Annotated in this window: 10 protein-coding genes, 1 pseudogene and 1 riboswitch; of the genes and pseudogenes, 7 read left to right on the forward strand and 4 right to left on the reverse strand. The window is 67.3% G+C overall.

Annotated features, from left to right (window positions below):
* The first annotated feature begins 26 nt into the window (after positions 1-26).
* The 3 genes and pseudogenes from AB4Y42_RS27395 to AB4Y42_RS27405 all read left to right on the forward strand — a co-directional run.
* Positions 27-971: a LysR family transcriptional regulator gene (locus AB4Y42_RS27395; protein WP_368695912.1), complete on the forward strand. Its 945-nt coding sequence runs from the start codon at positions 27-29 to the stop codon at positions 969-971.
* Positions 972-1,066: 95 nt separating this feature from the next.
* Entirely contained in the window at positions 1,067-2,887 is a 1,821-nt protein-coding gene (locus AB4Y42_RS27400; protein WP_368687133.1) for a chloride channel protein, read from the forward strand.
* 104 nt (positions 2,888-2,991) lie between these two features.
* Positions 2,992-3,222 (forward strand): annotated as a pseudogene (locus AB4Y42_RS27405) (class I SAM-dependent methyltransferase); the annotation flags it as partial.
* Positions 3,223-3,337: 115 nt separating this feature from the next.
* Here AB4Y42_RS27405 and AB4Y42_RS27410 read toward each other — a convergent pair.
* Both AB4Y42_RS27410 and zwf read right to left on the reverse strand, forming a co-directional pair.
* Positions 3,338-4,177 (reverse strand): ROK family protein, encoded by an 840-nt coding sequence (locus AB4Y42_RS27410; protein ID WP_368695913.1) that lies wholly within the window; start codon positions 4,175-4,177, stop codon positions 3,338-3,340.
* Between the two features lie 22 nt (positions 4,178-4,199).
* Entirely contained in the window at positions 4,200-5,822 is a 1,623-nt protein-coding gene (gene zwf / locus AB4Y42_RS27415; RefSeq protein WP_368695914.1) for a glucose-6-phosphate dehydrogenase, read from the reverse strand.
* Positions 5,823-6,044: 222 nt separating this feature from the next.
* Between zwf and AB4Y42_RS27420 the strand changes: the two genes are divergently transcribed.
* The 4 genes from AB4Y42_RS27420 (at position 6,045) to AB4Y42_RS27435 (ending at position 10,184) form a co-directional block, all read left to right on the forward strand.
* A complete protein-coding gene (locus tag AB4Y42_RS27420; RefSeq protein ID WP_368695915.1) occupies positions 6,045-7,799 on the forward strand; it encodes an IlvD/Edd family dehydratase in 1,755 nt (584 codons plus the stop codon).
* A gap of 126 nt (positions 7,800-7,925) precedes the next feature.
* Positions 7,926-8,029: riboswitch (SAM-I-IV-variant riboswitch) on the forward strand.
* 42 nt (positions 8,030-8,071) lie between these two features.
* The gene (locus tag AB4Y42_RS27425; protein WP_368687129.1) at positions 8,072-8,389 is read left to right on the forward strand and encodes a hypothetical protein; all 318 of its coding nucleotides are present in this window, start codon (positions 8,072-8,074) and stop codon (positions 8,387-8,389) included.
* Positions 8,390-8,432: 43 nt separating this feature from the next.
* Complete coding sequence (locus AB4Y42_RS27430) at positions 8,433-9,401, forward strand: ROK family protein (RefSeq protein ID WP_368695916.1); 969 nt, start codon at positions 8,433-8,435, stop codon at positions 9,399-9,401.
* Positions 9,402-9,512: 111 nt separating this feature from the next.
* The gene (locus AB4Y42_RS27435; RefSeq protein WP_368695917.1) at positions 9,513-10,184 is read left to right on the forward strand and encodes a hypothetical protein; all 672 of its coding nucleotides are present in this window, start codon (positions 9,513-9,515) and stop codon (positions 10,182-10,184) included.
* An 11-nt stretch (positions 10,185-10,195) separates the two neighbouring features.
* On the opposite strand, the gene AB4Y42_RS27440 is transcribed toward AB4Y42_RS27435, so the two are convergent.
* The gene (locus AB4Y42_RS27440) at positions 10,196-11,293 is read right to left on the reverse strand and encodes an enolase C-terminal domain-like protein (protein WP_368695918.1); all 1,098 of its coding nucleotides are present in this window, start codon (positions 11,291-11,293) and stop codon (positions 10,196-10,198) included.
* A gap of 21 nt (positions 11,294-11,314) precedes the next feature.
* Positions 11,315-13,525 (reverse strand): xanthine dehydrogenase family protein molybdopterin-binding subunit (locus AB4Y42_RS27445; protein ID WP_368695919.1); only part of this gene is annotated, 2,211 nt, incomplete at its 5' end.

The following is a 13,525-nucleotide window of genomic DNA, read 5'->3' on the forward strand; positions in this document are numbered from 1 at the left end:
ATCTGCTTCATCACTGGATTGAATGAATGGAACTGGGTGACATCGATCTCAACCTGCTGCTGCTTTTTCATCGGCTCATGCGCGAGCGGCGCGTGGCGAGCGTGGCCGAGCAGATGAACATGAGCCAGCCCGGCGTGAGCAACGCGCTCGCGAAGCTGCGCCGCCTGCTGGGCGATCCGCTCTTCGTGCGCGGGCCGGGCGGCGTGGTGCCCACGCCGTTCGCGCTGCGTCTCGCGGAGCCGGTCGCGCAGGCGCTCGCCACGCTGCACGGCGCGCTCAATCCCGTGACCGGCTTCGATCCGCTGCGCGCCACGCGCACCATGACGATCGGCATGACCGACATCGGCGAGGTCGTGTTTCTGCCCGCGCTGCTCGAGCGCCTCGCGCGCGAAGCCCCGGGCGTCGCGCTCAATACCGTGCGCAATACGGGCGTCAATCTCAGCGACGAGATGGCCGATGGCCGGGTCGATCTGGCCATCGGGTTGCTGCCGCAACTCAAGGGCGGCTTCTATCAGCGGCGCCTCTTCGATCAGCGCTATGTCTGCCTTTTCAGGCGGGGGCATCCGCTCGAGAACGCGGCGCTCACGCTCGCGGCCTGGCGCGAGGCCGAGCATCTGGTGGTGGTGTCGGCGGGCACGGGGCACGGCCAGGTCGACGAGTGGCTGAAACGGCGCGGCGTGAAGCGTCAGGTGCGGCTTTCGGTGCCGCACTTCATGAGCGTGGGCTACATCCTCGAACGCACCGATCTGATCGCCACCGTGCCGGAGCGGCTGGCGCTGCAACTGGCGAAGCCGTTTTCGCTGAGCCTGAGCGCGCTGCCCATGAAGCTGCCCGCCGCGCCGATTCACTTGCTCTGGCACGCGCGCGTGCAGCACGACGAAGGCAACCGCTGGCTGCGCGAACTCGTGGTCGAACTCTTCGCCGATGGGGGCGGGCAAGCGCGCAAGGGTAGCGGCGCTGCCCGCGCTTGAGCGGCGACAGATTCAGCCAGTGCCACGATTTACATCATAATGTGATATAAAGTGCGGAGGACGTTACTGACCGATTTCGAGCGGCAAGAGGAACCATGAGCAATCACAACGGCGACAGGGGCGATTTCGCGACCGATGTCCGGCTTCTGCGCATTAGCGCCATTGCGGCCGCCGGCGGCGCGCTGAGCACCGTCGCGGCGGACTTTCTCCTGCACCTCATCCGCTTCTTCACGAACCTGTTCTTCTTCCAGTCGTTTTCCACGGCGAATCATTCGCCGGCCGAGAACACGCTCGGCCTGCTCGTGGTCGCGATGCCCGTGATCGGCGGCCTGATCGTGGGGCTGATTGCGCGCTATGGCTCCGAGCAGATCCGCGGCCACGGCATTCCCGAAGCCATCGAAGCCATCTTGTTCGGCAAGAGCAAGATGTCGCCGAAAGTCGCCGTGCTCAAGCCGCTCGCCTCCGCCATTGCGATCGGCAGCGGCGGCCCGTTCGGGGCCGAAGGCCCGATCATCATGACGGGCGGGGCGATCGGCTCGCTCATCGCCCAGTTCTTCCACCTTTCAGGGGCAGAGCGCAAGGCGCTGCTCGTGGCGGGGGCGGTGGCGGGCATGACCGCGGTGTTCGGCACGCCGGTCGCCGCCGTGCTGCTCGCCATCGAGCTGCTGCTGTTCGAATTGCGGCCGCGCAGCCTGCTGCCCGTCGCCATTGCCTGCGCCGTCGCCGGCTTCACGCGTCCGCTGCTGCTCGGCAGCGGCCCGCTCTTTCCGCTGCAAACCATGCCGCTCGGCACGGTCGGCATCGTGTCGTCGTGCATTGCCGGGCTCGTCGCGGGCGCGTTGTCGTGGGGCCTGTCCACGTGGCTCTACAAGGTCGAGGACCTGTTCGGCAAGCTGCCGATCCACTGGATGTGGTGGCCGGCGCTCGGCGCCATCGCGGTGGGCATTGGCGGGTACTTTCAGCCGCGCACGCTCGGCGTGGGCTACGACGTGATCGGCGACCTGTTGCACAACCACCTCGCCATGCAGGCGGTGATCGGCATCGTGGTCGTAAAGGCCATCATCTGGGTCATTGCGCTTGCCTCGGGCACCTCGGGCGGTGTGCTCGCACCGTTGCTGATGATGGGCGCGGGCGTGGGCGCGCTGGCCGGCCCCTACATGCCGGGCCACGAGCCCGCGGTGTGGCCGCTCATCTTCATGGCGGCCGCGCTCGGCGGCATGATGCGCGCGCCGGTCATGGCCGCCGTGTTCGCGTTCGAACTCACGGGCGACGCCAATGCCTTGCTGCCGCTGCTCGCTTCGGCGGCGGTGGCGTACGGCTTCACGGTGCTGCTCATGCGCCGCTCGATTCTCACCGAGAAGATCGCGCGCCGTGGCTATCACATTTACCGCGAATACAGCATCGACCCGCTCGAGCGGCACTACGTGGATGAGGTCATGACCAAGGGCGTGCAATCGATCGACGCCCGCACGCCGGTCGCCGACGTGCTGCGCACCTACTTCGGCGCGCAGCAGAAGTTCCGCGCGTTCCCCGTGGTCGACAACGGCGTGCTCGTGGGCATGGCCGACCGCGCGCTGCTCGACCGTGCGTTGCCCAGTTCCGCGGATGCGCCCATCGGCGCGCTTTTCTCCGATGCACTGCCCGAAGTTGCGCTGCCCGGCGAGACCTGCCGGAACGTGGCCGCGCGCCTGGCGATCACGGGGCTCGACCGCGTTCCCGTCGTCGACGACGACAAGAGCCGCCGCCTGCTCGGCATCGTGTCGCGCCACGATCTCGTCAAGCCTTCGCTTTCGGTGTTCACGGAAGAGCGCGAGCGCGAACAGTTCCGCCGCGTGTGGGTGCCGCGCAACGAGCGCTTCGCACCCACCAGCAAGCGCCCGGGCATGACGGACGAGCGCGCCGAAGCCAAACACTGAGCCCTGTCCGCACAACGCAACGCGCCAAAACGGAGAAATAGATGCCTGATGAGGGAAAAGCAAAACAGGGGTTTGGCGCATTCCTTAAATCATTTGCGACGCGCGTGCTGACCGAGCGCGACACGCACCTGGGCGATGTGCCCAACGAATACTTCGCCATGTGGCTGGACCCGAGAATGGTCTACTCGTGCGCGTGGTTCGAAAGCGGCGAAGAAGACCTCGCCACGGCGCAGCTCAAGAAGATCGACCATGTGCTCACGAAAATCGGCCTGCAGCCGGGCCACCGCCTGCTCGATGTCGATTGCGGCTGGGGCGCACTGGTCATTCGGGCCGCGCAGCAACCGTAATGCGCGAAAGCGGCATCGAGGTGTCGATCTACGAGATCGTCGGGCGCAAGGTGGGCACGCGGGCCAGCGCGCTGCCCTGGCCCGGCGTGAGTTAACCTCTCCGCTAGCGGAACTTGCCCGCGCGCTGCGTGGCCGCGGGCAGTTGCCGCGTTTCGCGCACCGAGCGCGGATGCCACAGGCGCGCGCCGCCCTCGATGCCCCGGTCGTTCGACACGGTCGCCACGTTCGGCGGCAGATCGAACGTGAGGCGGGCCGCGTTGCCGCCGCCGATCCACAGCTTGTCGTAATGCACGAGCAAGTCGAGGATGCCGATGATCTTCTCGACGCGCGCGTTCCAGCGCTTGTTGCCCGCCTTGCTGCGCGCGGCGTCGCCGATGTACTCGTCGTAAGCGCGCTTTCTGCTGACCGGGTGATGCGCGAGTTCGAGGTGCGGCATCAGTTCGCCGTCACGGAACATGGCCGTGCCCACGCCCGTGCCGAGCGTCATGACGAATTCCAGTCCTTCCCCTTCGATCGCGGCGAGGCCCTGCATTTCCGCATCGTTGATCATGCGCACCGATGCAATGCCGAGGCGCTCGCCGAGCATCTGCGCGAGCGGGACGTCGTTCCAGTCGTCGGGGCCGAGGTGCGGCGCCGTGATCACGTGATTGTTGCGCACGAAACCAGGAAAGCCGATCGAAACGTGCATAGCCGGATATTGCTTGAGCAGCGGGCCGGCGAGCGTCGCGAGCGTTTCGACCAGCAAGGCGGGCGGGCACGGATGCGGCGTCGCCACGCGCACGCGCTGCGTGCGCATCGCGCCGCTCGCGTCGATGATCGCGGCCTTCAGGCCCGTGCCGCCTACGTCGATGGCGAGAATGCTTTCGATGTCCTGCGGCGTGTGCGCTGCACTGACCGCGCTTTTCACAGCACTTTTCTTGACCGCTTTTTCGATTCTGGTCATACGTTCTCCTTGGCTGTCGGGTTCACGTGTTCTTCGCCGGCGCCGGCGCGAGGGCGCGCCACGCCCGGCCGTCGCGCGCGAGCAGCGCATCGGCCTGCGCCGGCCCTTCGCTGCCCGCGGCGTACTCGTACACGGGAAGCGCGGCGTCGAGTTCCGGGTGCAATACGCCATCCACGGTCGACCATGCCGCTTCAATGCCGTCGGCGCGTTGAAAGAGCGTCTGATCGCCGAGCATGCAATCGTAGAGCAGGGTTTCGTAGCCCACGTTGGCGCGCTCCGCGAAGAAGTTGTCGTAGTCGAACGACGAATGCACGGGGCCGATCTGCACGACCGGCCCCGGCGTCTTCACGTTGAAGTCGAAGCTCGTGCCATGCGACGGGTCGATACGCAGCGTCAGCACGTTGGGCGTGAGCGTATCGACCGGCGTATCGCGAAAGAGCAGGAACGGCACGCTCTTCAACTGCACCGAAATCTCCGTGCGCCGGGCGGCGAGGCGCTTGCCGGTACGCAGATAGAACGGCACGCCTGCCCAGCGCCAGTTGTCGATCTGCACGCGCGCGGCGGCATAGGTCTCGGTGCGGCTGTCCTGCGCCACGTCCGGTTCTTCGCGGTAGCCCACGCCCGCCGGGCCCTTGGCGTATTGACCGAACACCACGTCGTCGGGCGTGAGCGGCTTGAGCGCATCGAAAATGTCGGCCTTCTTGTTGCGCACGGCTTCGGCGTCGAACGAGTTGGGCGGCTCCATGGCGACCATGCCGAGCAGCTGAAACAGGTGATTGGGCACCATGTCGCGAAACGCGCCGGTCTGCTCGTAGAACTTGCCGCGGCCCTCCACGCCGATCACTTCCGAAGCCGTGATCTGCACGCTGTCGATGTACTCGCGCCGCCAGACGGGCTCGAACATCGCGTTGGCGAAGCGCAGCGCGAGAATGCTCTGCACTGTGTCCTTGCCGAGGAAATGGTCGATGCGATAAACCTGCGATTCGTTCGCGACGCGCAGCACATGCTGGTTCAAGTCGCGCGCCGAAGCGAGATCGGCGCCAAAGGGCTTTTCGATCACGACGCGGCGGAACGTGCCGTTGCCGTCGTTGCCCTCGTCGAGCAGCCCGGCCCGCCCGAGGCGCTCGATAATCGGCTTGAAGAAGCGCGCGCCCACGGCGAGATAGAACACGACGCTGCCGCGCGACTTGCCGTTCAGCTGCTGCGCGAGGCGCTCGAACGCGCTGTCGTCCTCGAATTCGCCCGCCATGTAGGTGAGGCGCTGCGCGACCCAGTCCCACGCCTTGTCGTCGAGCTTGCCGGCGTGGAAGGTGCTCGCCTTGTCGGCGGCGAATTTTTCCAGCGAGGCGTGCAGGTCGTCGGCCCACGCCTGCGTCTCGCGCTCGCCATGATTCACGCCGATGATCTTCATGCCGTCGTCGAGCAGGCGGTCGACGGCGAGGTTGTAGAGCGCCGGCATCAAAAGGCGTTTGGTCAGATCGCCGCCCGCGCCGAAGATCACGAGCGTGCAGGGCGGCGCGGGATGCTTGCCGGGGGGCGAGGCGGGCGCGGCCGGTGCGCCGCGCGGATGCGCAGGCACTTTCGCGCTGGGGGCCGCGCGGGAAGCTTCATTGGAAGAGGCAGGGTGAGTCGGTTTCGTCGACATGATTTCGCTTCAGTGGGCCGAAATGAAGACAGCGAGCAAATCCGGTACCTTGACTGACCCAGTTTGCGCGCATTGAGTTCAATCCGCCAATGAAGGTATTTTGTAATGTCGTGGGCGCGCACGTCGGGCCGCTCCCCACCTCGCCGATGGCGCGATTCGCAGTACCCTTACCGGCGGCGGCACTTCGATCAATCTGCATGAACCGACCCGAGGATGGTGGTTATGTCCGAAAAGCACTCCCCCGACGAAAAAGATTCCCATGATCCGCAGGGCATGCGTGGCGGACTGACGAACTACGGCGACACCGACTTCTCGCTGTTCCTGCGCAAGGCCTTCATCAAGGGCGCCGGATATACCGACGATGCGCTGGCGCGACCCGTCATCGGCATCACGAACACGGGCAGTGCGTACAACCCGTGCCACGGCAACGTGCCCCAGCTGCTCGAGGCGCTCAAGCGCGGCGTTCTGCTGGCGGGCGGCTTGCCGATGGAATTCCCGACCATCTCCATCCACGAGAGCTTTTCGCAGCCGACCAGCATGTTCATGCGCAACCTCATGTCGATGGATACGGAGGAGATGATCCGCGCCCAGCCCATGGACGCGGTGGTGCTCATCGGCGGCTGTGACAAGACGGTGCCTGCGCAGTTGATGGGCGCGGCATCGGCGGGCATTCCGGCCATTCAGCTCATTACCGGGTCGATGGTGACGGGCGCGCATCGCGGCGAACGCGTCGGCGCGTGTACGGATTGCCGCCGCTACTGGGGCAAGTTTCGTGCGGGCGAAGTTACGGCGGACGAGATCGCCGAGGTGAACGACCGCCTCGTGCCGAGCGTCGGCACCTGCGCCGTCATGGGCACGGCCAGCACGATGGCCTGCGTGGCGGAAGCCATGGGCATGACGACGCCGGGCGGGGTCTCGCCGCCGGCGGTGAGCTCGGACCGTATGCGCGTGGCCGAGCAGACCGGCGCGCAAGTCGTGGCGATGGCGAAACGGCGGCTCACCATCGACCAGGTGCTCAGCGCCGAGTCGTTCGAGAACGGCTTGCGGGTGCTGCTGGCCATTGGCGGATCGACCAACGGTATCGTGCATCTCGCCGCTATTGCCGGGCGCATGGGCTTCGACATCGATCTGGACGCGGTGGACCGCATGGGCCGCGAAACGCCGGTGCTGCTCAACCTGAAGCCGTCCGGCGAGCACTACATGGAAGATTTTCATCGGGCTGGCGGCATGGCCACGCTGCTGCACGAGCTGAAGCCGTTGCTGCATCTCGATGCCATGACCGTGACCGGCCGCACCCTGGGCGAGGAGATGGAGCGCGCCGGGCCGCGCTTCGCGCAGGACGTGGTGAAGCCGCTCAGCGCGCCCATTTACCCGCAAGGCGGCCTCGCCGTGCTGCGCGGCAATCTTGCGCCGGGCGGCGCGGTCATCAAGCAATCGGCCGCCTCGGCGGCGCTCATGGAGCACGAGGGCCGCGCCGTGGTGTTCGAAGACGCGACCGATATGGCGAACCGCATCGACTCGGACGACCTCGACGTGCATGCCGACGACGTGATCGTCCTCAAGCGCATCGGGCCCAAAGGCGCGCCGGGCATGCCCGAGGCCGGCTATATCCCGATCCCGAAGAAGCTGGCGCGGGCCGGCGTGAAAGACATGGTGCGGATTTCGGACGGACGCATGAGCGGCACGGCATTCGGGACGATCGTGCTGCACGTCACGCCGGAAGCCGCCATCGGCGGCCCGATCGCGCAGGTCCGCAACGGCGACCGCATCCGCTTGAGCGTGGCCAACCGCGAGATCGCCCTGCTCGTGAAAGACGAAGAACTGCGGCGCCGGGCGCTGGCGAATCCGGTGACTGCGCCCACGGCAAGCCGCGGTTATCACAAGCTCTTTCTGGACACCGTGACCCAGGCAGACCAGGGCGCCGATTTCGATTTCCTCAGGGCTGCCGAAACGCGCGGCACAGTTCCCAGGAAGTAGCGTGCGGGCCGGAAGGCCGGGAAGCCGGGTGCGCAGTTGCGCGTGGCCGCACTGCTTGCCCGGCGTTCTGATTTCGGTATAATGAAAGCTCGTTCGGAATATCGAACAAGAATAAATCAAGCAGCAGCAAAGCATCCAGAGTCGGACTGACCGACGCCAACCTGCCCTCCCGGGCAAGGTGGAAGCCCTCGAGGCGATGCGGCCGATTAACGGCAACGAAACGGGAACAGCCTGGCTGGCACCGGTTCGATCAACCTTCATCCGGAGCCACCATGCATCAAGACACCTCCTCCTCGTCGACCGTCTGTGAAGACCTGTCGCACTGCCTTCCTGGTTTCACGCTGACTCACACCGTTCATCTCGTGTCCGGTCTGGATCTTGGCGTTGTTTCGACCGCTGCCGGCGTGCTCGACGGCGAACGGGTGGTCGTCGACCGATGGGCCGTGACCCGCTTCGGCGACGTGCTCGAGCAAAAAATCGTATTTGGCGACATGACCGAAAGGCGGGCGGCCCGGCTGCGCGAACAGCTCGCGGCCGTCGACGGCGTGTTGCGCGCGAAGATAGAGCATCATTTCGTGCGCGCCCGCTGAAACCGCAGGCCGCCGTCGCCGCTGCACTGAACGAGGAGTCAGGGTGCCAGACACCAGCGTTGAACGAGGGCAACACCCACGCGTCTTTGTCGCGGACATCGGCGGCTCGTACATCAGGCTCGGTGTATCGGACCGCCCGGGCAGCGTGTGCCTCGTCGAAAGCGTGCCGACGCCCGTCGACAGCTGGGAGGCGTTCGGCGCGACGCTCGAAGCGCTCGCGGCCCGGCATTTCGGCGAGACCCGCTCGCCCCTCGTCATCTCGATGGCAGGGGCGATCGATCCCGCAAGCGGCGTGATTTGCGCGTCCAACGTCCCCTGCGTCTCGGGCCGCGTGCTCGGCGCGGCGTTGTCGTCCCGGCTCCAGCGGCGCATCCGCATTGCCAACGACGCGGACTGCCTCACCTTGGCCGAGGCCGTCGAGGGCGCGGGTGCGGGCCACGATGTCGTGTTTGGCGTGGTCCTCGGCTCCGGTGTCGGCGGCGGGCTCGTCGTGGGCGGCCGTGTGGTGGGCGGTGCGAGCGGCATCGCGGGCGAGTGGGGCCACGGGCTGCCCGTCAGCACGCACGTCGACTTCGACGGCACGGGCCACGCCCAGCCCGTGAGCGCCTTGCGTTGCGGCTGCGGGCGCCTGGGCTGCGTCGACACCATCGGCGCGGCACGCGGTCTGGAACGGCTCCACGCACTCCTGCACGACGAACAGAAAGACAGCCATACCCTGCTCGACGACTGGCAGCGAGGCGGCGCTTGCGCGCGGCGCACCGTTGCCGCCTGGCTCGCACTGGTCTCGGAACCGCTCGCAGCCGTGGTCAATATCACGGGCGCCTCGGTCGTCCCGGTTTGCGGCGGCCTGTCAAATGTGGCCCCATTGATCGACGCGCTGGATGCGGCCGTGCGCAAGCGCACGCTGCGGCAATTTCGCGAACGCGTCGTGGTTCTGGGCGCGTTCCGGCAGGACGGCGGACTCATCGGTGCGGCCATCATCGCGAGGCAGGACGACTGGCGCGAGCCGTAACGCGCCGTGATCGCCCGCACAGGAAAAATGGGCTTCCGACGCCTAAACTGATCTATGAAGCCAGACGGCTATCGGTCAGGGTATCGGTCAGCGGCTACCGGGGTAAGCATCATGAAAGGGCGTGAATTGTGCAGACTCCTGCTCGTGCTCGTGGCGCTATGCATCAGCGCCGGGGCGAGCGCGGGGAGAGGCGGCGGATGGATGCATGGCGGCGGCGGTGGCTGGGGCGGCGGTGGAGGCGGGTGGGGCGGCGGCTATGGCGGCGTGAATCGCGGCAGCGGCTGGAGCGGCGGCTACCACGGCGGTTATAACGGCAGCTATCACGGCGGCTATTACCACGGCGGCTACTACCACGGCGGCTACTACCACGGCTACGGCTGGTACCACGGCGGCTACTATCACGGCTGGTATGGCTGCTGCGGATCGGCGAGCGTCGGCTTCTACTTCGGCCCCGGCTTCATCTACGGCTATCCGTTCTATCCGTACTACTATCCGCCGTACGTCGCGAGCGTCTACTACCCCTACGTTTCCGGCGACTTTTCGCAGCCCACGCAGTGGATCGAACAAGGCCAGGGCCAGGCCCAGGCCGAGCCCCAGTACGGCGGCGCCAATATGTACGATCAAAACGAGGAGCAGTACGGGCAAGGCGGCCAAAGCGGCCAGGGTGGCGAGGCGCCATACGGCGTCTGGTACTACTGCGTCGCGTCGCAGACCTACTACCCGTACGTAAGGACCTGCCCCGGCGGCTGGCAGCTGGTGCCCGCGCGGCCACCGGACAGTTGAATGACGGCGCGTCAGCGCACCGCGTAGCGTTCGGCTTCGGCGTGGCGGAACGTCAGGCCATGGCCGTGGCGCGCGAGGTCGGGCGCGATACGTCCGGCGTGCAGGCGCGGCGCGCCTTCGAACAGCATCGCTTCGATGCGCGCGTGATCGTGAAACCACTCGATATGCACGAGGCGCCGCGCCGCGCACGCCACGTGCAGATGCAGCGCCGGCGCGCAATGCGCCGAGAGCGGCGTATGCCACGCATCGCACAGCACGTCGGCCTGCAGAAAGCCGGTGATGCCGCAGCAGCGCGTGGCGTCGGCCTGCAGCACATCCACGGCGTGGTTTTCCAGCAGCGCGCGGAAGTCGTCTGCCGTATAGGCGTATTCGCCCGCCGCGAGCGCCATGCGCGCGGGCAGGGCGGCGCGCAGCGCGGCGAGGCCGCGGCGGTCGTCCGAGGAGACTGGCTCTTCGAACCACTGCACGTCCTCTTGCGCGAAGCATTGCGCGAGTCGCTGCGCTTCCTTGATCTCATACGCGCCGTTGGCGTCGACGAAGAGGCCCGCCGTGCTGCCGATCGCCTGGCGCGCCGCCGCCACGCGCGCCGGATCGTCGGCCGGGTGCGAGCCGACTTTCATCTTGACCCACGCGCAGCCGTCGTCCTCGACCCAGCCGCGCAGCTGCTTCGTGAGCGTTTTCAGGTTGTAGCTCGTGAAGCCGCCGCTGCCGTACACCGGCACGCGCTCGCGCTGCATGCCGAGCAGCGCGCATAGCGGGATGCCGAGCGCCTTCGCCTTGAGGTCCCAGAGCGCGGCATCGACGGCCGAAATCGCGCAGGCCGCGAGGCCCGGCCTGCCGATGTTGCGCACGGCCCGCTGCATGTCGAGGTTGATGCGCGCGATGTCGAAGAGGTCGTGCTGGCGCACGGCGTCGCCGAGCACGCTCTCCACGAGCGCCGTGGCGCCCGCATGCGCATAGGTATAGCCCACGCCCGTGAAGCCGAGCGCGTCGATTTCGACCAGCACGAGCGTGGTGGAACGCCAGGCGATGGTGCCGTCCGCCTCGGGGTGGTCGGTGGGGATCGTATAGGCGCGGGCTTCGAGGCGCGTCACCCGGGTTGCGTTCATGGTCTCGGGTCCGGGCCGGTTTCACAGCAGCTTGTCGAGTGTGATCGGCAGATCGCGCACGCGCTTGCCCGTGGCGTTGTAGATCGCGTTCGCCACCGCTGCGGCCACGCCCACCACACCGATCTCGCCCACGCCCTTCGCGCCGAGCGGGTTCACCACGGCGTCGTGCTCGTTCACGAACAGCACGTCGATCTCGCCGATGTCGCGATTCACCGGCACGTGATATTCCGCGAGGTTGTGGTTCATGATGCGCCCGAGCGTATGGTCGATTTGCGCTTCCTCGTGCAGCGCCATGCCGATGCCCCATACCACGCCGCCGGCGATCTGGTTCGCCGCTGTTTTCGGGTTGACGATGCGGCCCGCCGCGACCGCGCTCACCACGCGCGCCACACGCACCACGCCGAGCGCTTCGTCCACGCGCACTTCGGCGAACACGGCCGAATGCGTCGCCATGGAATACTGCTTCTGGAGTGCCTCGGGCGCGAGCGTGATCTGCGCTTCGAGCGTTTTCATGCCCGCGTCGGCGAGCACGTCGGCAATGCGGGCGCGCGTCTCGGGCCGGCCGGCGCTCTCGTGCAGGCTCACTTCGCCGCCTTCGATCACGAGCGCTTCGTCCAGCATGGCGGGGTCGAGATTGGCGAACGCCACGCCGCCGTGCGCGGGCAGCAGTTGCGCGAGGCGCGAGCGCAGTTGCGTGCAGGCCAGCGATGCGGCGCTGCCGACCGAAGCCACGGTCCACGAGCCGCCCTCGATCGGCGCGCTCGGCAATGACGTGTCGCCGAGCGTGAAGTCCACGTCGTCGATGGCCATGTGCAGCGCGTCGGCGGCGATCTGCGAAATGGCGGTGTAGGTGCCGGTGCCGATATCGGCCGTGGCGCTGGCGAGTTCGAGGCGGCCTTGCGCATTGAGCACGGCGCGCACGGTCGCCTCCGTCTGCAACGCTTCCCAGATGCCCGTGGCCATGCCGTAGCCCACCAGTTCGTGGCCCTCGCGCATGGCACGCGGCGTGGCAATGCGCGCGCCCCAGCCAAACCGCTCGGCGCCTTGCGCGTAGCAGTCGAGCAGCGCCTTGCTCGAATACGGCAACTGCTTGTTCGCGTCTTCGTCGGCGTAATTGCGGATGCGCAGTTCGAGCGGGTCCATGTCCAGCGCGACGGCCAGTTCGTCCATGGCGCATTCGAGCGCGTAGAGGCCTTGCGCGGCGCCGGGCGCGCGCATGTCGAGCGGCGTGTACACGTCGAGCCGCCCGAGCTTGTAGCCGAGCTGGACGTGCGGCGCGCGATAGAGCCGTCCCGTCCAGTTGACGACCACGTCGGTGAAGTCCTCGAACTGCGAGGTTTCTCCCACGGCTTCGTGGATGATCGCTTCGAGGCGGCCGTCGCTGTGCGCGGCGAGCGCAACGTGCTGGATCGAGGCGGGCCGGTGCCCGAACGTGAACATTTGCGCGCGCGTGAGCGCTACGCGCACGGGCAGGCGCAGCGCGCGCGCCGCCATCATCGCGAGCGGCAGATGATATTGCGGCCGCAGGCCGGAGCCGAATGCGCCGCCCACGAACGGCGAAATCACGCGCACGCGGTCCTGCGCCAGGCCAAACACCTTCATCAGGTACTGCTGAGTATTGCTCACGCCCTGGGTCTTTTCGTAGACGGTATAGCGGCCGTCGGCGGAAGGCACGACGGTGCAGCCGTGCATCTCCATCGGCTGATGAAATTCCGTGGGCGTGCTGTAAAACGCGTCGGTGCGCGCGTCGGCGTGCGCGAGCGCCCGGTACGCGTGGCCGCGCGGTGCCGGCGGCGGCTCGAAGCCGCCCTTCTCGGTAGAGGGATCGACGGCATGCTTCAGGACGCGGGCCAGGTCGGTCTCATGCGCCTCGCTGCGGTAGCGCACACGCACGAGCGACGCCGCGTAATGCGCGAGTTCGGGCGTGTGCGCCACCACGAGCGCGACGGGCTGGCCCGCGAAGGCGACGTGCGTGTCGGCGAGCGGGCGAAACGGCTTACCGCCCGGTGCGATCTGATCCTTCCAGGCCGCGTCGTCTTCGGCGAGCGTGGGGCGGTTCTCGTGCGTAAGCACGTGCAGCACGCCTGGCAGCGCGAGCGCCGCCGACGCGTCGATGGCAGCGATCTTGCCACGAGCGATGGTGGCGTTGACGACCGCACCGTGCACGAGCCCTGTGGCCGTGAATTCGGCGGCGTAGCGCGCGGCGCCCGTGACCTTGCTGCGGCCGTCCAC

This window comes from Paraburkholderia sp. EG286B (genome assembly GCF_040965655.1).
Classification (GTDB): Bacteria; Pseudomonadota; Gammaproteobacteria; order Burkholderiales; family Burkholderiaceae; genus Paraburkholderia.

Coding starts and splice junctions, on each gene's coding strand:
- AB4Y42_RS27435 (WP_368695917.1), top strand. CDS start 9,513: ATGAAAGGGCGTGAATTGTGCAGACTCCTGCTCGTGCTCGTGGCGCTA.
- AB4Y42_RS27425 (WP_368687129.1), top strand. CDS start 8,072: ATGCATCAAGACACCTCCTCCTCGTCGACCGTCTGTGAAGACCTGTCG.
- AB4Y42_RS27395 (WP_368695912.1), top strand. CDS start 27: ATGGAACTGGGTGACATCGATCTCAACCTGCTGCTGCTTTTTCATCGG.
- AB4Y42_RS27440 (WP_368695918.1), bottom strand. CDS start 11,293: ATGAACGCAACCCGGGTGACGCGCCTCGAAGCCCGCGCCTATACGATC.
- AB4Y42_RS27400 (WP_368687133.1), top strand. CDS start 1,067: ATGAGCAATCACAACGGCGACAGGGGCGATTTCGCGACCGATGTCCGG.
- AB4Y42_RS27410 (WP_368695913.1), bottom strand. CDS start 4,177: ATGACCAGAATCGAAAAAGCGGTCAAGAAAAGTGCTGTGAAAAGCGCG.
- AB4Y42_RS27420 (WP_368695915.1), top strand. CDS start 6,045: ATGTCCGAAAAGCACTCCCCCGACGAAAAAGATTCCCATGATCCGCAG.
- zwf (WP_368695914.1), bottom strand. CDS start 5,822: ATGTCGACGAAACCGACTCACCCTGCCTCTTCCAATGAAGCTTCCCGC.